This is a genomic window from Alteromonas sp. AWM4_230, assembly GCF_056158305.1.
In genome coordinates, this window is sequence record NZ_JBSWTB010000001.1 from 1,868,288 (window position 1) to 1,887,065 (window position 18,778).

The 18,778-nt window shown below is 38.7% G+C and carries 15 protein-coding genes; 10 read left to right on the plus strand and 5 right to left on the minus strand.

Features of this window, described 5'->3' with window-relative positions; translation table 11 throughout:
• Positions 1-146 precede the first annotated feature (146 nt).
• On the plus strand, positions 147-1,211 hold the full coding sequence (locus ACXACS_RS07895; RefSeq protein ID WP_474805604.1) for an XrtA/PEP-CTERM system-associated ATPase: 1,065 nt from the start codon (positions 147-149) through the stop codon (positions 1,209-1,211).
• 208 nt (positions 1,212-1,419) lie between these two features.
• On the opposite strand, the gene ACXACS_RS07900 is transcribed toward ACXACS_RS07895, so the two are convergent.
• From ACXACS_RS07900 to ACXACS_RS07915, 4 genes are read right to left on the minus strand one after another with little or no spacing between them, the layout of a single operon-like run.
• The gene (locus ACXACS_RS07900; protein ID WP_474805606.1) at positions 1,420-3,093 is read right to left on the minus strand and encodes a porin family protein; all 1,674 of its coding nucleotides are present in this window, start codon (positions 3,091-3,093) and stop codon (positions 1,420-1,422) included.
• Positions 3,062-3,967, minus strand: a complete 906-nt coding sequence (locus ACXACS_RS07905) for an XrtA-associated tyrosine autokinase (RefSeq protein WP_474805608.1) — start codon at positions 3,965-3,967, stop codon at positions 3,062-3,064. Before ACXACS_RS07905 ends, ACXACS_RS07900 begins: the two co-directional genes overlap by 32 nt.
• Positions 3,967-5,535, minus strand: coding sequence for an XrtA system polysaccharide chain length determinant (locus ACXACS_RS07910; RefSeq protein ID WP_474805610.1), 1,569 nt, complete (start codon positions 5,533-5,535; stop codon positions 3,967-3,969). The genes ACXACS_RS07905 and ACXACS_RS07910 overlap by 1 nt, the downstream gene beginning before the upstream one ends.
• 26 nt (positions 5,536-5,561) lie before the next feature.
• A complete protein-coding gene (locus ACXACS_RS07915) occupies positions 5,562-6,194 on the minus strand; it encodes an XrtA/PEP-CTERM system exopolysaccharide export protein (protein WP_474805611.1) in 633 nt (210 codons plus the stop codon).
• Positions 6,195-6,343: 149 nt separating this feature from the next.
• Between ACXACS_RS07915 and ACXACS_RS07920 the strand changes: the two genes are divergently transcribed.
• The 9 genes from ACXACS_RS07920 to ACXACS_RS07960 all read left to right on the plus strand — a co-directional run bounded on the left by ACXACS_RS07920 (position 6,344) and on the right by ACXACS_RS07960 (position 17,594).
• A complete protein-coding gene (locus ACXACS_RS07920; RefSeq protein ID WP_474805612.1) occupies positions 6,344-7,756 on the plus strand; it encodes a TIGR03013 family XrtA/PEP-CTERM system glycosyltransferase in 1,413 nt (470 codons plus the stop codon).
• 30 nt (positions 7,757-7,786) lie between these two features.
• The gene (xrt, locus tag ACXACS_RS07925) at positions 7,787-9,187 is read left to right on the plus strand and encodes an exosortase (protein ID WP_474805613.1); all 1,401 of its coding nucleotides are present in this window, start codon (positions 7,787-7,789) and stop codon (positions 9,185-9,187) included.
• A gap of 3 nt (positions 9,188-9,190) precedes the next feature.
• Positions 9,191-10,279, plus strand: a complete 1,089-nt coding sequence (locus ACXACS_RS07930) for a GNAT family N-acetyltransferase (RefSeq protein ID WP_474805615.1) — start codon at positions 9,191-9,193, stop codon at positions 10,277-10,279.
• On the plus strand, positions 10,269-12,467 hold the full coding sequence (locus tag ACXACS_RS07935) for a glycosyltransferase (protein WP_474805617.1): 2,199 nt from the start codon (positions 10,269-10,271) through the stop codon (positions 12,465-12,467). The genes ACXACS_RS07930 and ACXACS_RS07935 overlap by 11 nt, the downstream gene beginning before the upstream one ends.
• Positions 12,464-13,414 carry a sulfotransferase family protein gene (locus ACXACS_RS07940; RefSeq protein WP_474805619.1) on the plus strand — a complete coding sequence of 317 codons (951 nt, stop codon included), beginning with the start codon at positions 12,464-12,466 and terminating at the stop codon, positions 13,412-13,414. The genes ACXACS_RS07935 and ACXACS_RS07940 overlap by 4 nt, the downstream gene beginning before the upstream one ends.
• A gap of 3 nt (positions 13,415-13,417) precedes the next feature.
• On the plus strand, positions 13,418-14,341 hold the full coding sequence (locus ACXACS_RS07945; RefSeq protein WP_474805620.1) for a glycosyltransferase family 2 protein: 924 nt from the start codon (positions 13,418-13,420) through the stop codon (positions 14,339-14,341).
• 29 nt (positions 14,342-14,370) lie between these two features.
• The gene (locus ACXACS_RS07950) at positions 14,371-15,351 is read left to right on the plus strand and encodes an endonuclease/exonuclease/phosphatase family protein (protein WP_474805622.1); all 981 of its coding nucleotides are present in this window, start codon (positions 14,371-14,373) and stop codon (positions 15,349-15,351) included.
• Positions 15,348-16,406: a hypothetical protein gene (locus tag ACXACS_RS07955; RefSeq protein ID WP_474805623.1), complete on the plus strand. Its 1,059-nt coding sequence runs from the start codon at positions 15,348-15,350 to the stop codon at positions 16,404-16,406. The genes ACXACS_RS07950 and ACXACS_RS07955 overlap by 4 nt, the downstream gene beginning before the upstream one ends.
• An 81-nt stretch (positions 16,407-16,487) precedes the next feature.
• Positions 16,488-17,594, plus strand: coding sequence for an acyltransferase family protein (locus ACXACS_RS07960; protein WP_474805625.1), 1,107 nt, complete (start codon positions 16,488-16,490; stop codon positions 17,592-17,594).
• A gap of 454 nt (positions 17,595-18,048) precedes the next feature.
• Here ACXACS_RS07960 and ACXACS_RS07965 read toward each other — a convergent pair whose 3' ends face one another.
• Positions 18,049-18,666 (minus strand): sulfotransferase, encoded by a 618-nt coding sequence (locus ACXACS_RS07965; RefSeq protein WP_474805627.1) that lies wholly within the window; start codon positions 18,664-18,666, stop codon positions 18,049-18,051.
• Positions 18,667-18,778: the final 112 nt, after the last annotated feature.

Genomic DNA, 18,778 nt, shown 5'->3' on the forward strand with positions numbered 1-18,778 from the left:
GGAGCTATAAAGATAATACTTCGATAACGGCGCGTTGTTGGTTACCATATGGGTTAAAAGCATAGGTAAAGCACAACGCGCTGTTTAAAACCAACTTTACGCCTTGGTTTTGAACACACATTTCTAATGGAATAACGGTAAATAGCATGTACGAAAGTTACTATGGACTTAACTCGAAACCGTTTCAGTTAACCCCGGACCCTGAATTTTTCTTCGCAAGTAAATGGCACAAGCGCGCCATGTCTTACCTGCAGTATGGCCTGTCTCAAGCCGAGGGATTTATTGTTATTACAGGCGGAATTGGTACAGGAAAAACTACCGTAGCAAATAGCCTGCTTGAAGAAATTGAAGATGATATTGCGGCGGCGCAAATCGTTACGCCAAAGCTTTCTCCAGACGAACTGGTGAAAATGGTTGCGTCAAAATTTGATATCCCTACGGAAGGGCGTTCAAAAGCGGATATCCTTAAAGCGTTAGAAATTTTCTTGTATGACCTAAATAAAGCAGGACGCCGTGCTTTATTGCTTGTAGATGAAGCACAAAACCTTCCGTTAGAAACCATCGAAGAGCTTAGAATGCTGAGCAATTTTCAGCTTAACGGCAAGCCACTTATTCAAAGTTTCTTACTAGGGCAAGAAGAACTCCAGCCAATATTGCGTGCGCCGAATATGGAGCAGTTTAGGCAGCGTATTGTGGCGTCGTGCCATCTTGCACCACTTTCTTTAGAAGAGTGTAAAGAATATATCGAATACCGTTTGCATCACGCCGGATGGAACGGGTCTGCCTTATTTAGCGACGAGGCGTTAGAACGCATTCATATGTTCTCCCGCGGCATACCTCGTAAAATTAATACCCTTATGGATAGGATAATGCTTTATGGCTTTCTTGAAGAGCTAGAGAGCTTCAATGCTGATGCGGTAAACGAGGTTATTGAAGAAGTAAAAGCTGAAATGTTCGAGCCAGATAAAACCGGCGCGGAAGTCACCGAACATATGGGGTTTGCTGACCACCCCGAAAGCCAGACTATTATGACGCCGAAAGGCAATGTTGTTCGCGATACCAAATATTACTTGGATATGTTAGCTGAGTTGGTTGACGCTTTGGATGACGCAATTTCACAGAAAGTGAAAATGACCCAGTACGTAGATAAGCTTATGAAGAAGAAGTTTAAGACGTATGTGCGGTTAAAGAGTGATGACAAGAAAGAGTGATGGTTAGCATAGCTACTAGAGAGTATTTGTAACCTTACCGACGTAACTGAATCGCTAAAGCTAAGTTTATTCAGCCAAGTCATTTTAGAAACGCCCTGAATAGGGCGTTTTTTGCTGAACTTTCTCTCAATCAACGCCTTTGAAGAGCTTCCAGCATGTGATTGATGAGGCTCAAGTAGTGCAAGTCGGGTGGTAACACCTTGAACAATTAATCGTATGTATAGGTGACAGAAGCGCTAATACGTCGATCGGTATAGTTGTTACCAAATTGGCCACCAGCGTTTAAATTACCCTCTTGCTCAAGGTATCTAGCATCAATACTTGCCTTTAATCGACGACCGAACTCTCTTTCTAGACCAATAGAGGCGTTCCAGTTGTCACTCTCACCTCTAAAGGTTTCTTCCGCTCCTTGTCCTGTGATATTCGCATAGCTGATGCTGCTAGTAATATTAGTATAGCTACCAATTTTATAGGCAAGGTTAGTACCGAAAGAGTAAGTGCGTCTTAGTCTATCTTCATCTAAATAATCATCTTCAGAGTAGCGCCATGAAAAAGCGAGAGTTACGCGAGAAAAGTCGTAGCCTGCCTGAAAATTCGAACTTTTCCTTAAGATGATATTGTCGTCGAACTCTACGTTTTGAGACGTAAGTTGAACGAGTTGCTCGCCCGCATTTGGCGTATAGCTCAGGCTATTAGGCTGAAAGCAGTCGGCGATAGATGCAGTTGCCGTAGGGCAAACGAATACGCCTAAATTTTCTGGGTCGGCAAGAAGCCTAGAGGTATTAGTTACGTCCTCTGAATAACTAAACGACGTCCGCAAATATTTAGAATTATAGCCAATACTCGCTGAAGCCGATTCCCCGTAAAAACGACGCCCGTATGTGGCAGCTATACGAGTGCGGGGGCTTAATGCCCACTGAATGTCAAAACCAATGAATGTTTCTCCGTCATCGTCTTCGATATCTGAGTCGCTTTTATTTGCTGTTATCGAGATATAACGGTTTTCAGCCTGTCGATAAGTTAAACCTGCACCGTAAGAGTTAAACTCTCTAACTAAGCTATTGGTATCATCTCTGTCAGATATTTGGTTGGCTTCATGCCTTGCAGTTAAACGAAACGCCCAGTCGCCATAAATTCGAGTGTCTATATAACCATCGCCGGTTCTAGATTCAAAATCACCATTGTTCGTCTGGCTACGCTCAGTATTTTGATAAGTGCCGGTCACTGACCATATGAAGTACTTAGCTTTATCACCATTAACTAAGGTACCAGTAAGCTGATAGCTGTCATTGTTTAAAGCATTGTTATTCGTTAAAGAGCGTTCAGATGCTGTGTCTGAGTATGATGCTGTGCCTTGCCCTCTCACCCAATCACCGTGGTCCAAGGTAAGTGTAGATAAAAGCCTGTTAGAGCGCGTTTTTGCTAAACTGTCAGAGTTTGCAATGAAATCACTTAATAGAAAGTTAGCAGAATTAGTATTTTGGTAACTTAAAGCTCCAGCAGCTTGGAATGATAACAGATTTTTGAAAGGTACCCACTGGGCAGAATAGTTGTACTCTGCGTAGTTTTGGCGCTGACTAGTGTCGTCATTGTCGCGTTCAAGATGGGTATAGGTACCAGACCAAAGGCCCTGGAATGTTCGAGTTTGGTATACGGCATTTACCTGAGGTGCTATCGTAAATGTAGTAAGAGAGCGAGTGCCATCATCTTCCGTTTTCACGTTTTGATGAGTGGTGTCGGCTGACGCTAAAGCGCTTACTTCTAATTTAGCCTGTGAGGGTGTGCTTATTGAAACAGAGAAAGCAATAATCGATAGCTTTATTGCTCTCAGTTTAGGCACAAAACTATGGTTAATCACTGCGCTCTGAGTAGTAGTACCCATAATATCCACTTCCATCTGTGTCGTGATGAACTGACTTGTTTACAACGAAACCTATTGCCATTTCAGGGTTTAGCCTTTCAACTGCCATTTTAATATCACTTACTTTAGCGCGACCCTCTTCAACTACAACAACCGCTTGTCCAGCAAAGTTGGCTAAAATTGCACTCTCATTTATTCCAATTAACGGTGGTGTATCGAAAATTACCACTCTATCGGGATACCTATTTGCGAACTCATTTACAGTTTCATGCATTTTCTTACTTGCTAGCATTTCGGTTGATAAGTGGTGTGATCTTCCTGCGGGAATTATCTTCAGCTTATCTATATTAGTACCGTAAAGAACATCGGAGATATCGTCAACATCTCCAACAAGGTACTCCATGAGTCCCTTTCGTCGTTCGAGCCCCAACGTGTTCAAAACATTAGGTTTAAGTACATCGGCATCTACTAACAACACAGTCTTGTCCTGCTCTGCAGCGATGCTTAACGCCAAATTTGTAGCCGTAAACGTTTTTCCTTCAGAAGGCCTGCTGCTTGAAACCATTATAATATTTGGGTTATGAAGCGTTTTAGCTAAGTTGCCGAAAGCGTTTGCCAATAGCTTCCTTTTTATTTCTCTGTACTCTTCGTTTATTTGCTTACGCTCACCTGACACAGATATATGTCCATTCGCACTCAGTCTTTGCAAGTCAATTTCGAATATGTCGTTAAATGAAGCGCTTGAAGAGTTGTTCGTAAGAGTTTTGTTTTCAACACTAAATTCGGGGGACGCCTTAGAGCTTGAGTCACTCTCTTTAACACTTGTCGATGATTGATTTTGGTTTTGACTAGCATGCTTTTTCTTCAACAACGCTTTTTCTATCGTATTGGACATTATAAATACCTCGTGACCAAGTTTACGTTCATTGTTTCAGCAGCTACAAGAATGCTATATAAGCCAAGTATTACCATACAAGAACAAGCAAAAATAAAAACTCTAGTTCTATTCTTTTTCTTAATTTGCTCTATGTCGAGATGACTCACTGTACCCCATATCGGATATTCAGAAAGAGATGATAACTGCTTAGGCCGGATCAAAATTGGTGATAATTGACTTAACAATAGAGCCAGCCCTACACCTGCCCCAAAACCGACCAGTAAAACGGCTGTGTACAGGATTAGCCTATTTGGACCAGAGGGAGTGTTTGCTACTAAGGGAGGCTCTATTATTCTAAATTGCAATTCTTCAGAAGAAACTTCGGCGCGTCTTGATAAGTCCGCAGACTCCCGTCGAGAAAGTAACTCTTCATACTTCTTTTTTGTTATTCCGTAATCTCTGTTTAAAGCAGTAGACTCTGCTTCAATCTGAGGAATTAAATCAACTTTCGATTCAAATTCCGCAATTTTAGTTACCAAATCTGTTTCTTTTACTTTTAAAGATGCCACTTCACCTTGTAACTTGCTCATTTCTAGACGAATTTCCTGAGTGAGCTCATTGAGTGGAAGCTGATCTTCCTCATCAACCGAAGCTAAAAATGCGTCTATTTCTTTTTTGCGATAATCTTCTAAGCTTTGTAGTAGCTGTCTAGCTTCCACTACATCAGGGTGCTTATCAGTGAAGCGTAATTGTAGCTTATCTAGCTCTTCCTCGAGGTTTCGAATCCTGTCATCATATCGTGTTTTTAAACTGGACTCTTCTTGACTAGAAACTGAGAAGCTATCCGACGCCGAAGATTTCTTTATTTGGGAGCGGAGCGTGTCTACCTGTTGCTGCGTCTGTTTAATACTTAGCCTAGTAAGTTCAAGTTCTGCATAAAGGTTTTGAAGGCTACTGTAGTAGGTGCCTGACATTGGCAAGATATTATTATATTGTCGTTTGAATTGAGCTAAGCGTTGCTCCGCTTCGGTTAGACGGTTCTCATACTCTGCAATCTGTTCTTCAAGAAAGCGCCCTGCGGTATCAGTATCTCGCCTGTTGTTCCCTAAGGAACCTTCAACAAATAGATCCAAAGTTTCTTGTACAACCCTCTGTGCTACAACAGGGTCTTCATGCGAGAAAGAAATGTTATAAATATTTGTTTTACCAGCTGACTTAAGATCAATTGAAGACGATAACTGTGTAACTAAGTCTTCGAACTCCCGGTCACTGGTTGTAGTAATATCTAGATCGCTTTCTCTTGCAATAATTTCAACGTTAGTGCGGCTCAAAAGGGTACGGGCCATCATCCTAACTTCTTCATCAGGATTAGACTGTATAGCCAAGCCCCGAAGAAGAGGTTGAAGCACTGAACGGGTATCTACATATACTTTTGCGTCAGAATTATATTGGTCGGGAAGGGTAGCCACAATAAAAAAACCAATTGGACATATTAACCATGACGCAATAATCACATATCGCTTTTTAATCCAAATACCCTTAACTAAATCCAATAATTGAATTAAGGTTTGTTGTAAATCCTGCATTTAAATGTTCCGTATACTGCTAAGAACTAAAACCAAGCTTCTGGTATGATTATGACATCGCCTGGAAGTATATCGATATTCTTTGTTATGTCACCTTCTCTAATTAAATCGTCGATATTTAAAGAGTAAGTAGTTTTATTATTATTTTCGACCCTAACTAACTTGGCACTATTGCCATCGGCAAATTCAGTCAATCCTCCAACGGCAATCATAAGATCTAGTAACGTCATGTGCTCAGTATAGTTAACTGCGCTGGGATTAGTCGCCTCTCCAATGACTCGTACTTGCTCGCTTAAGGGTCCTGAAAAACTATTGACGCTAACTGTGACCCTCGGATTATTTATATAAACCGAAAGTTGTTCTTCAATCTCTCTTGCAAGCATAGTTGGCGTTCGACCAGCTACATCAATATCCTCAACCAATGATGTTGTCACCTTTCCGTCAGGTCTAACAATGAATTGACCAGAGACTTCAGGGTTCCGCCAAACAAAGATAGTTAGTGAATCCCCTGGGCCGATAAGATATTGATAGTTATTAACGTCTGTAGTGAGGGAAGGTCGTGTTGTCGCTTCTGGTAACGACGAGGAACTATTACATCCAGTGATTAAAGAAATGATTATGCAGACTGTTGCGTTTCGTAACGAGCAGAAGCGGTTCATAAGAGATCATCCTACACTCAAATGGTTAAATTTTCACATTGTGGCGAGTACCCTACGGTAATTATCACTATAATGCCAATAACAATTCTAGTCTATTAGAAAAAATCCCTTTATGATACGTAAGATAAAGTAGTTTTGGGAGGCCAGGGGTGGCAGTTAACAAGCGAAATCAGAATAAACGCTCAAATATTTTAGTTATAACGGAAGCGTTACTTATTGCTTATATTGGGTACATTACCCATTTCATATTGACTCAGATAGGATTATCTTTTGAAGTTCCTGTAGAGAAGCTTTTAGTTAATACCGGCTTATTGACAGTGTCAATTTTGTTATGTTCTTTATCTGTAGGTCTCTACGAGGCCAAGCTTCGTGAAACGTTTAGAGGAATAATACGCCGGATTTTTGTTAGTGTAGGACTAAGCTACTTTTTAGTTGAAGTTGTCAGTCGAGTTTTGTTTGATGACTTACTTATGGATGGATATTTTCTACCCGCTTCAGTTTGCTCCATTATCATAACACTTGTTGTATTTAGGTACTTTACAAACCGACTAGGGTTACTTGGTCTGGGTAAAGTTAGGATCATAGTATTGGGCGCGGGTGAGCGTGCATCTATTATCGAAAAAAGAATGCGTCGCGATGTCGATCGCATAGGCTTCGAACTTGTAGGCTTTATCCCTATTCCGGGGGATAATAGAGAAGATGGGATTCACAAAGAAAAGATTATCCATGTAAAAGTGGACGAGAGTTTTCAAAAGTTCATAGCGGACAATGATATTGAAGAAATTGTTATAGCGTGTGACCAGCGTCGCGGTACTTTGCCTGTTGAAGTGCTCTTTGATTGCCGATTACGAGGCATTGAAGTAACTGAGCTGCTCGATTTTATGGAGCGAGAAACTGGCCAGATAGTTGTGAACCTCATGTATCCTAGCTGGGTCATTTACTCTAACGGTTTTAAAAGCCAAAACTACTTGAGGGACGCTTTAGACTATTCAGTTAATGCAATTCTAGCTTTCATCATATTTTTCTTTGTGTGGCCTGTAATGCTTGCTACCGCAATAATTATTTATCTTGACGATGGTCGACGAACTGGAGTATCCGTGCTTTATAAGCAAGAGCGGGTTGGTCTTAATGGACAACTTTTCAAGATACTTAAATTTAGAAGTATGCGTCCTGATGCAGAAAAAGATGGTGCTAAGTGGGCGAGCAAAAATGATGATAGAGTCACAAGAATAGGCCATTTCATTCGAAAGTACCGAATAGATGAACTTCCTCAATTGCTTAACGTGTTCAAAGGCGAAATGTCATTCATCGGCCCGCGTCCAGAAAGGCCTCAGTTTGTGGAGCAACTAGTTCGTGAAGTGCCTTACTATAATCAACGACACAATGTTAAACCTGGCCTAGCAGGATGGGCACAGCTCAATTACCCCTATGGCGCTAGCGTTGAAGACTCGATGGAAAAGTTAAAGTTTGACCTTTATTACGTGAAGCATCAAAGCTTGTTATTAGATATACTGATTCTGATAAGAACCGTTGAAATTGTGTTATTTGGAAAAGGAAGATAGTTTCCAGTTATAAAAAAGGGACAGGGTAGTATGTTGGCAAGGAGTAACTTAAAAAGCTTTAGCATCGCTTTAGTTATTGCATTATTGTGGGCTGTAGCTAATTACCATGTGATGCGAACACTTTGGGTGCATGGTTTCGATGACGGTACATATTCACATGCTTATCTCGTACCCTTTATCATAGTCTACCTGCTGTATTCATGCGCTCAGACAGGAAAATTTGAATTACGTACTTCCGTTAATCGCTATTGGCTAATTTTTGGTTGTTTAGTCGGCGCAATTTACATAGTTGCTCTTTTTTCACAAATCAGCTTACTATACTGGTGTTTATCATTGGCTATGCTAATAGTCGTAGTTTTCCAAGTATTCAAGTTTAGTTGGTTTTTAGTTTTCCCACTCGTATATCTGATATTAATTTATCCTTTTTGGGGAGCGTTTGCTTCATTCTTTCAAGACCTCTCTGTTTTTGTAGTAACACTTATAATGTCTTTTACAGATATTCCAGTTTTTGTAGAAAATGAGTTTGTTACAATTCCGGCGGGCGTTTTTGAAATTGCAAGGGGATGCAGTGGTTTAAGATATATTATCGTATCCTTAGCCATCAGTTCGTTGTATGTCTATTTGTATCTACGGACAGTTAAAAGTGCGTTAATCTTCGTAATTGTTGCCGTATTCGGCGCTTTAGTAACGAACTGGGTCAGAATAGTTTGCCTTATTCTTATTGGGCACTACACCAACATGGAAAGCTCCCTAATGACTGACCACAATAATTTTGGTTGGTATATTTACATTCCAGTCGTCTTAGTTCAGTTTTACATTGGCGCAAGGCTGGAACGTTCAGAAGAGATATTAGATCTTCATAACAAAAACGTTGTAAAAATTAGACCGTCCGCATCCGTTTCTATCAATAATCACGCGTTGATGGGCTCGATGGCACTTCTTTTTCTGGCATCTTCAGTTTCAGTTAATCTTTACACAACAGCCCACACAAAAAATCATCACGCACAGAGATTCGGTTGTGAGCTAGCCGTTACAGATAATATTTTTACTGTTTATAACTTCGACTCTGTATGTGAATTGGATAGCGATAAAGCTGAACAACGTCAATTTAAGTTTTTATATAGCGGAAGGTTACTCGATGGGAAAGCGAGTTACTACCTAAATACAGTTATACCTGAAACGCATCGACTGTTATCGGAACGTAATGATAAAGAATACAAGACTTTACTCACTAAAAATAATGCTGGTCAGACTTGGTTGTTAAAGTATAACTATGAAATAGATGGCACGACGTACAGTACTTCCAAATTATTCAAATTTGCTCGTTTAAAGAATGCTTTAAAAGGAAATGCAGAGCACTGGTTAAACGTTTCTATTGAAAAGTGCGATTTTACGTGCGTGAAGTCTTTTTCGGGTCAACTGGGCGATTAAAACGTGCAATTAAAAATAATCCGCACAATAGCCGACTTTAAAAGTTTAAAAGAGCATTGGCAATCACTTGACAAAAAAGCGTGTAATAAGAGCATTTTCCTGAGTTTCGACTGGATTGATGCGTGGGTAACTTCGTTTTCTAGCAGTATATCTGCTATGGCCGTGGTCACCGTTTGGGAGGGCAAGGAATTAGTTGCTTCACTGCCTTTGTATACTAAAAGTGGCGATTCTTCCGGTGTATTCTGGTTTCTCGGTAGCGGAGAACCAGAGCGAGCCGAAGTTTGTAGCGAGGGGTTAGATGTTTTACTTCTATTTCCATCAAGAGCAGAATATGGCCAACTATTTAAGGAGGCTTTTATACAAATTGGTTTGAAGAAGTTAATAGTAAGTAACAGCTTTGAAGATAGTTTCCTGGCTAGACAACTTCAAGAAAGTGGCTTTTTTAAGACTAAACAATTTATAGGCAATCGTTATTTCATTCAAGCTAAGGAGGCCAGCACTAAACTTGAAAAGAGAACTGCTCGTTATTCTAGAGCTGCAGAAAAATTAGGGGTTAGCTTTCACGTACTCAACACGGTTGAGGAATTAGACAGTTACTTCGGCGAATTAAAATCACTTCACAACTTGAGGTGGCGCAAGAGTCAACCAATAACTATTTTTGATAATGATCAATTTTGTTCATTCCACTTGAAGCTTGCAGAGGCTTTGATCAAAAAAGATAGTCTGTCGTTAGTTTTGTTAAAAAAAGAAAATAAATCTATTGCTATCAACTACTCGTTGGTATCAGGTAATGATCTTGTTTTTTATCAAAGTGGTGTTGATACATCGTTTAAACCTAATCTGTCTCCGGGAATGCTTCTGCATAGGTATCAGCTTGAACTAGCGCGCGAGCTAAAATTAGACAAATACGACTTTTTACTTTCTATGCCTCCATCCTATAAAGAAAGCATTACAGAACACACTAAGCCCGTTTTCTGCACTATCTACTATAAAAGCTTTTCCGCGTTATTATTAGGTAGGGTTTCAAGACTTGTCTCACAAATTAAAAATAGACTATTTGTTAGAAATAAAGAGGTAAGTTTTGCAGGTTAATACGTCTCACATTCCGGCTGCGAGTAGACAATCACAGGCGGGCTTCGCTTTCTTTCTTCTTTGTGTATACACCATGCTGCTGCTAGCTCGACCTCATGAGTGGCCGGTATTTAACATAGAGTTTCCACTTTTAAGAACATTCTTAATCTTAACGTTTATGTTTTACTTAATTGGTCTCAAACCCAAGGTATGGAACGTACAGTGCACAATACTTATTTTATTACTTTTTTCAATGCTTCTTTCGGAGATTCGAGCGTATAGGTACTTTAGTGATTTAAGCAAATTAATTGAGTGGATTAATGCGAATATAATACCTTTTATTTTATATTTCAGTTTGTTAACTACCGTAAAACGACAAAATATTGTCTTTTTTATTTCGTTATCAGCCGCGCTTATAATGGTGCATCACGCTTATAGTCAAATTCAAAGCCCTGTAGGGCAGGGGTGGGCTGAGTCTGTGGTATATCGTTCCGACGGGGGGGCGAAGTCTATTCAAGCTAGGTTCGTCGGTAATTTTAATGACCCAAATGATATGGGGATGTTTCTAGTAATGAATATCCCCGTAGCAGTCTATTTTTTACTGTCCAGTAAAAGCTTGTTTACTAAATTGTTCGCTCTAGTAACTGTATTTTTTCTTTGCCTTGGTATTTATTGGACCGGAAGTAGAGGCTCATTGTTAGGTGCGCTCAGCGTTTTCTTCTGCTTGTTCTACATAAAGTTCGGTAAAGTGAAAGCTATTATCTTAGCGTCGGTCAGTATTCCTGCAGTTTTTCTTGCTATGGGGGCTTTCAGAAAGATAAGTAAAGATGATGAAAGTGCTAGTCAGCGTCTAACTGCTTGGTACGAAGGCATACAAATGCTTAAACATAGACCATTGTTTGGTTTTGGAAAAGAACGCTTCTTGGAATACCACTCTAAAGTTGCTCATAACACCTATGTGACAGTTATGTCAGAATTAGGCATTATCGGTTACACATTGTGGGCTATGTTTATGTTAATCGCGCTTCACATGCTATTAAGCGTAATGAAAGTGCAAGATGCCAAAGAGGGACACGAGGAGTTGCTTAAGAAAGAAAAGCATCTAAGCCAATATTTGCTTGTAGCTTTAATTGGTTATGCTGTAACGGCATTTTTCATAAGTAGAAGCTATATTATGGTGGTGTATATTGTTGCTTTCGCTTTCAAGCCTCGGTTTTCTTTACGTCCTTATAAGAATTTTGCTTACTATTTAAGTTTTGAGAGATTAAACAAATTGAATGAATTAAAAGCCAGTGTCATCGTGGCGATGTTTAATGGCGAAGCAACCATTGAAAAAACATTGAATAGCTTATTGGCACAAAACTACAACAACTTTGAAATCATCGTGGTTGACGACGGTTCTACGGATTTATCAAGTAAAATAGTTGAACAATATCTAAAAGAAGACAGAGTAAAATATATATATAAACAGAATGGTGGGGTTGCAGCAGCAAGGAATACTGGAATCGAAAATGCTTGTGGCGACATCATTGGTTTTTGCGATCAAGATGACCTCTGGAAACCTGAAAAGCTAACGGAACAAATGAAGGTTTTCAATGATAATGCTCATATTGGCGTTGTTTATAGCTGGATAGAAGTCGACAGAGAAGGGATGTTAAGTGAGAGTCACCCGTGTTTTGAAGGCGATTGTTTTAAAGCCTTATTAATGCAGAACTTTATCTCTTGTTGCACAGGCATGGCAAGACGCGACTTACTTTTAGCGATAGGAGGCTTTGATGAGAGTAGAGAGTTACATGGCGTAGATGACCGGCATGTTTGGCTTCGACTTGCAAGAGTAACGAACTTTGCAGTAGTTAAACAAGTTTTGGCTACTTATGTGATACACGGCGCTAACTATTCTCTAAATGAAAAGAAGATGCTAAAAGCTGACAAAGTATGTATTGAAAAAATATCGCAAGATGAAACATTGAGCGCGGTAGAAAAAAGCTGGTGCTCTGAAGCTATGTTTAAAGTTTATCTTCATTACGCAAACAATTTTTTTTATATTAATGAAATAAGAAATTGTGCTCGGTGTTTATTAGATGCTTGGAGCATAAAAAAATATCGGCTGGACCTACTTATTGCTTCCTTGATATTAAGTGTTGCACCCTCCTCATTTATTAAAGGGTTAAAGCGAGTAAAGCAGTTATTAAAGGGAGTTGCTAAATGAGTCAGAAAGCGATTGTCGTCGTCGGCATGCACCGAAGCGGGACTTCAGCGATATCAGGTCTTTTAGCAGAACTTGGTGTTTTTATGGGAAGCTCGCTATTTGCACCTCAAGAAGGGGTTAATGAAAAGGGCTTTTTTGAAAATTCACTTTTGGTAGACATAAATGACAGGCTTCTAGATGAAAGTTTGCTTTCCTGGGACCACCCTCTCGCTTTGACGCTAGCGGAGGAACAACAGCCTCATTTATCTGCCTACCAAAATGAAGCGAAACTTATAATAGAGAAAGATTATCGCGGAAAATTACTTTGGGGAATGAAAGATCCTCGAACTTCGTTACTTTTGCCTTTTTGGCTCAAAACATTTAAAGACTTAAATGTCGCCGCCAACTTCATACTAATGCTCCGACACCCCATGGAAGTCTTTGGTTCTTTAAAAAAACGAGATGGTTTCTCTTTACAAAAAGCAATGCACCTTTGGCTAAATTATACACTATCTAGTTATTTTGGTTCGCTACAACAACCTTCACTGATTTTAAGGTATGAAGATTTATTAAATACCCCGGAAACTTGTGCAAAGAGAATTTTTGAAACTTTTTCGTTAGGCGAATTAGATAGTCTAGCTTCGCAAAGTTTCATTGATAAAAAACTTCAAAATCAACACTCGCTTAACGTGCCAAACGATAGACTGGTTAATTTGGCTATGACCGTTTATCTGGAATTAGGTAAATCGGTTATCGAACATAACGCTGTTGTTAAAGCCTCAGAAGAGTATCAAGCTTATTTGCATTCGTTGTCCAGTGTACTAGTAGAACATTTAAACGCGGTGAAAAAAGAAGAAGTCTATTTCAAACACCACTTTCTAAATGCTTATGAATCTATTTGGTGGAAATTAAGCTGGCCTTTGAAAAAAATTGAGTCTTTTTTTAGCTCAGGCAGGTATCGAGGTTAAAAAGTGGAGAAATTATTAATATCCGTAATAACATGCAGAAGGCCCATATGGTTAGCAAGGCTTCTAGATGCACTTCAAAATCAAAAGGTAGACGAAGACATAGGTGTATCAATTTTAGTAGTCGATAACGCAGCAGATACTGAAACTGAAAATGTGGTTAAACGCTACAACGATAGTCCTATAAATGTTGTCTACGAAGTTGAAAATAGACCTGGTATTGTGTTTGCTAGAAATAAGTGTATCGAGTTTGCAATAGGTGAAAGCTCAGATTACCTAATCTTTATCGATGACGATGAATGGCCTCAACAAAATTCGTGGGCTCAATCACTACTCAACGCGTGTAAAGAAGCTAATGCAGATATCGTTACAAGTCATGTTATTTCAGTTGATGAAGAGCTGAATCAAAATTGGGCGACAAAGGTTTTATACCCTCCTCCAAACTACATTAACGGCGAACACTTAAAGGTTTTCTATACTAATAATGTCTTGTTGACCAAGCGTGTTTTTCAAAAACTTCACCCTTGTTTTGATGTCCGATTTGCCATGACAGGAGCGAGTGATTATCACTTTTCTCTTCGAGCTAGAAAAGCTGGTTTTGTCACGGTATACACGGACGCTCCTGTTATTGAAGAACTACCAGCATCAAGAACAAACGTTAAATGGTTTTGCAAAAGAGGATTCCGCTCCGGGATTGGTTATACAAGATCGCATCTATTTGAAGAGAAAATAACCTCAGTAATTCTTAAATGCTTTATTCTGGCTATCATTAGGTTGCTAAGAGGCGGGGCGATGATTTTAAAATCTATATTTACAATGAATAAAGGTATCTACGTAGACGGGCTTTTCCGAATGAGCTCCGCTATAGGCACAATTGTAGGGTTGTTCGGTGTGAAGCATAATGAATATAAACAGATTCATGGTCAGTGATGCTAGCTATTTAATGTGAGTTAACAGTTATGATTCTTTCTGCGTTAAAACTCGCCAGTCTACTAATGTTTGTAATAGGTGTAATACTGTGTTCGTTACTGGCCTTCCAGCTTCCAGTATTAGATCAATTTTATTTTATCGACTTTATCCCCGACTATGTAGTCTTGTTTCTTTTTTTACCAGCCATAATTCTCATTAGTAAAAAAAGACTTTATTTATTTCTTACTGGTTGTGTCTTTTTCGTTATGGCATCGCCGTTTCAGGTCAATATTACTCACAATTTAGTCGAAGAAGACAGTATTATTCATAATAGATTCAAAGTCGCATCGTTTAACGTAGCCCAAAGAGTTAATGCTGAAAAACTCTATCAATTTTTTGAGCAAAAAAATTTAGATGTATTGTTTGTGCAAGAAGGGAGTTACGACATGTTTAAAGACGCTTCTCGATATAACTTGTACGGAGAATGTGTGAAGCGACTATGTGTTTTATCTAAATACACTCTTACTCAGTTAGAAAGTTTAAATAGACGAGCGTTAGGAGGCTGGGGGCAATATGTTTCTCTCCACAAAATAAACGTGGGAGGAAACGTTGTTTTGCTGGCAAACGTGCATTTTGCATCGATTTCTAATTTTGGCTATCGCTTCAGTACATTTGCAGGATTTCTATCAAAAATTTCGCTTTTCAAAGATACAAAGGCGATAGAGTTCGGTTTAGTTAAAGCGCTGATAGAAAAATGGAGCGATGATGACGCTATTGTTATAGCCGGGGATTTTAATTTAACCGATAGGAATCAGCAGTTTACGCAGTATTGGGGTGAATTTAGAAACGCCTTTAATGAAAGCGGCTTTGGCTATGGAACTACAAGAAAAAGTTGGTTTCTCTCGCCTCGTATAGATCATATTCTTTCCAATAAGCGGCTTTCACCTGTCGCTACATCGGTTTGGCGTGATATGGAAAGTGACCATTATCCTGTTGTTTCAACTTTACAATTCATAGGACAAACTGAGTGAAAAATGCAAAGTGCATTGTTTATGCTGATAGCAACTCTAACCATCTTCAGCAAGTTTATACAGGCTTGACTATGCTACATCGCCAAGGTGTACTTAACGTTGAAATGAGGGTAAGTAAAGAAGCAAAAAAAACGAAAACGCCCTTTAGCGTACAAGGCAATATATTGCACCTTGAGTTAGAGAGGAAAAAACTCTGCTTTGACACTTCTGACAGTGCTTTAATAGATTCAGAGGCATTAGAACGGTGTGATTTTTTATTTAAACGTAGTTTTAACCCAAATAGTGACCAAGTTAACTATAGTAAAAATGTGCTTCCATACGGCCTAAACTATCTAGTTTATGCGGACGGTTTTGACCGTTTCGCATTTAAACGATGTGCACTTTTTTATCACACGAAAGACTGGAAAAAAGAACTCATCAAGCAGGCCGATTTCTTAGGTAAGCTCCATTATAAAGTATCTACATCAGCATTGTACTCTCGCCCAGTTCTAAGAGAAAACCCTAAAATATTATTTTTAGCTAGGTTATGGGACACCAATACAGATAGCTTTTTTACTGTTACCGAAGAGCAAAGGCTGCAACGAGAACAAATAAATAAACAAAGAGTTGAGTGCATAGCATTGTTGCAGGAAACATTTAAAGATAAATTTACCGGAGGGCTTATAGCTACTGACTTTGCTTTAAAAGAGAAGCCGAAATTCGTACTAAAAAATACTGATTTAACAAGTAAAAAGAATTATATCAATACTGTTAAATCACACGATATTTGTATCGCTTCAACTGGGCTTCATGGTTCTATCGGGTGGAAGTTCGGTGAATATATCGCAATGTCCAAAGCAATCGTTAGCGAAAAAAATGAAAACACAGTTAGAGGTTTAGAGCCTAACATTCATTTTCAAGAGTTTGACTCGGCTACAGATTGTGTTGAACGTGTCAAAGGGCTTGTGGAACGCCATGATGATAGATTTGAAATGATGAAGCAAAATCACCTTTTTTACGAATCACACTTGCGTCCGGACAAGCTATTGATGCGATGTTTTAAACAGATTTTATAAAACGTCAAAAGCTGTTTTAGCAGTAATCTAAACCATTGAGCCTAATTATAATTAAGGCAAGATAACTAGGAAACAAATTTAGTGAGCAATATACCAAGAACCAACCACTTTATATGGATAAGATATCTTGCTGCGTTTTCAATTGTTTTTTCGCATTCAAAGCAATTTGATACAGCCCCTCAAACTTATATAGATGTTGTTTCAAAATTAACTTGGTTAGTTCCAGGTGTGCCTATTTTGTTCTTTATAAGCGGCTTCCTAATTTCGCTTAGCTCATCCAACAGTTCTACGCTAAGTGAGTTTTTCGTAAAGAGAGTTTTAAGAGTTTACCCTCCGTTATGGGCTGCATTTGGTGTCAGCATAGTACTTATTTTCAGCTTAGGCATGGTGGATTTGACGGGGAATGACTGGCTCAAGTTTTTCGCGTGGTGTATAGGGCAGGTTACTGTAGTGTTTTTTTATCACCCAGAGTTCCTGAGTCATGTTGGAACTGGAGTTTTAAATGGGAGCCTCTGGGTAATTCCCGTTATACTTCAGTTTTACTTAGGGGTGCCCTTATTAAGAAGACTAGATGCATATTGGGTAAGTAAAGGCAAAAGCCATTTTGTATACTACTTATTACTTTGTTGTGCGTTGTTTAATATGGTGTTTCACTATGTGAATAACTTTAACCCCAATGTACTAACCAAAATTATTCACTTTCTTACACTTCTACCGTGGTTGTTCTTTTTTCTATTGGGTTACATATTTAGTCGCGACTACGATAAATTAAAAAAACTAACAAAATATGCGAGCCCTTGGCTGCTTTTACACCTATCTCTCTTTTTAAGCTTAGGTGCAATAGGCTTGAAATGGGGAAGAAATGATATTAATCCTATTCTGTTTACTGTTTTAGCTTTTTTTATAATTAGTATAGCCTTTAAAGCTCCTTCCGATTTTGCTTGGTTCACGCGCTTAGAAAAAGCTATTGCTAGAAACGACATATCCTTTGGCCTATTTGTTTATCAGATGGTTATCTTAAATACAATGATGTTTTTAGGTATATTTAGCGACAACTGGACTGCTAGATTGTTTACCTTTTTAATAGCTACAGTAGCGATATCTTCGATAAGCCTACTATTTCTAGAAAAGCCTATTAGGAATAGAAGGGACTGGTTCATTCAGGTTTTTTCTAAAGAAAAAAAATAGAAACTATTGGGCTTATAGCGTGCAGGCCCAAGGCCATTTTTCTAATACTGTAAATCTTTACTCAACTGATAATATAGCTATCAGTTGAGTCTTGTACAATATGAATCTACCAGACTTCACTAGAAGGCACTAGCTTTTAACTACAGTATTGTCTGGTTGTAAGTAACATTATTTACTTTCTAGAAGCAGTTAACCCCAAATTTAAAGAGAATGGATTGCTTCAATCGAATCTTTAATTTTTGCTTCGGGAAACATTTTGTCGTTTAGCTCAATACAGTATTGTGAAGCGACATCGAACAGGAATCCTTTATCTAACTTTTTAAGAATATTCAGTTTTTTCTTTGCTTTGAAACTGTGTGATTGTTCAGTAATAATTCGAGACTCATTTATGTTCAAAAAATTACATAGCTTAGAACTTGAATTAGCTAGTTCCTTTGTTTTTAAGATTAGTAGTCTATTTGAGGGGAACATTATGTAATACGTTGTTATTGTGCTCGCTCCAAAAGTCAAAATATGCGGCAAGTGGGTATAATCCAAGTTTTTCTAATGGCTCGTCGTATTTAGTGTAAGAAAAGCCACGATCGTAATAGTTCCTTCTGCCTAAATCATAGAGAGAGTTTTTCTTTTGTACATTTCTAGCAAGTTGATGATTAAACCAAGAGTCAATCCAAGATACACAGTCACGAATGGTCAAGACAAACTTTGCTTCTTCAAAGGTCTCGACAAGAAGCTGAGCAAACTGACCGTAATAGTGAGAAGAATCCATCTCGAGCCAGTTATATTTATCTCTCTGTTTCAACTCCTTTTTAATGTCTTGGTCTGACAGTAGTCCAGAGTTTCGCAGGTATATCATGGCAATAACGAAGGTGTCATTTATTTCGTGATAGGATCTAAAGTTATTTAGTATGTTGGCTATAGAGTGGGTACCTGATTTAGGCGTACCTAGGCAAAAAGCTTGAAAATTTCTCTTTTGTAAAACTCTTCGAAGTGGTGCTTTGTACTTTTGAGTGCGCGTGAGCCGAGAATACTTTTCAAATTCGCTTCTGCATACAACTACAGGGTCTAGTGTCATTTTTATCGTGTTCCTGAAAGCAAAAAGAGTGTTAAGAAACTATCAATATCTTACATAAAGCAGAGTTTTTTGTTAGCAAAAAATAGAGCAATGAATCGACAAGGCTTTACCA

Excerpts from the sequence above, each read along its gene's own strand:
- ACXACS_RS07895 (WP_474805604.1), top strand. The coding sequence starts at position 147 with ATGTACGAAAGTTACTATGGACTTAACTCGAAACCGTTTCAGTTAACC.
- xrt (WP_474805613.1), top strand. The coding sequence starts at position 7,787 with ATGTTGGCAAGGAGTAACTTAAAAAGCTTTAGCATCGCTTTAGTTATT.
- ACXACS_RS07900 (WP_474805606.1), bottom strand. The coding sequence starts at position 3,093 with ATGGGTACTACTACTCAGAGCGCAGTGATTAACCATAGTTTTGTGCCT.
- ACXACS_RS07965 (WP_474805627.1), bottom strand. The coding sequence starts at position 18,666 with ATGACACTAGACCCTGTAGTTGTATGCAGAAGCGAATTTGAAAAGTAT.
- ACXACS_RS07905 (WP_474805608.1), bottom strand. The coding sequence starts at position 3,967 with ATGTCCAATACGATAGAAAAAGCGTTGTTGAAGAAAAAGCATGCTAGT.
- ACXACS_RS07940 (WP_474805619.1), top strand. The coding sequence starts at position 12,464 with ATGAGTCAGAAAGCGATTGTCGTCGTCGGCATGCACCGAAGCGGGACT.
- ACXACS_RS07950 (WP_474805622.1), top strand. The coding sequence starts at position 14,371 with ATGATTCTTTCTGCGTTAAAACTCGCCAGTCTACTAATGTTTGTAATA.
- ACXACS_RS07915 (WP_474805611.1), bottom strand. The coding sequence starts at position 6,194 with ATGAACCGCTTCTGCTCGTTACGAAACGCAACAGTCTGCATAATCATT.
- ACXACS_RS07910 (WP_474805610.1), bottom strand. The coding sequence starts at position 5,535 with ATGCAGGATTTACAACAAACCTTAATTCAATTATTGGATTTAGTTAAG.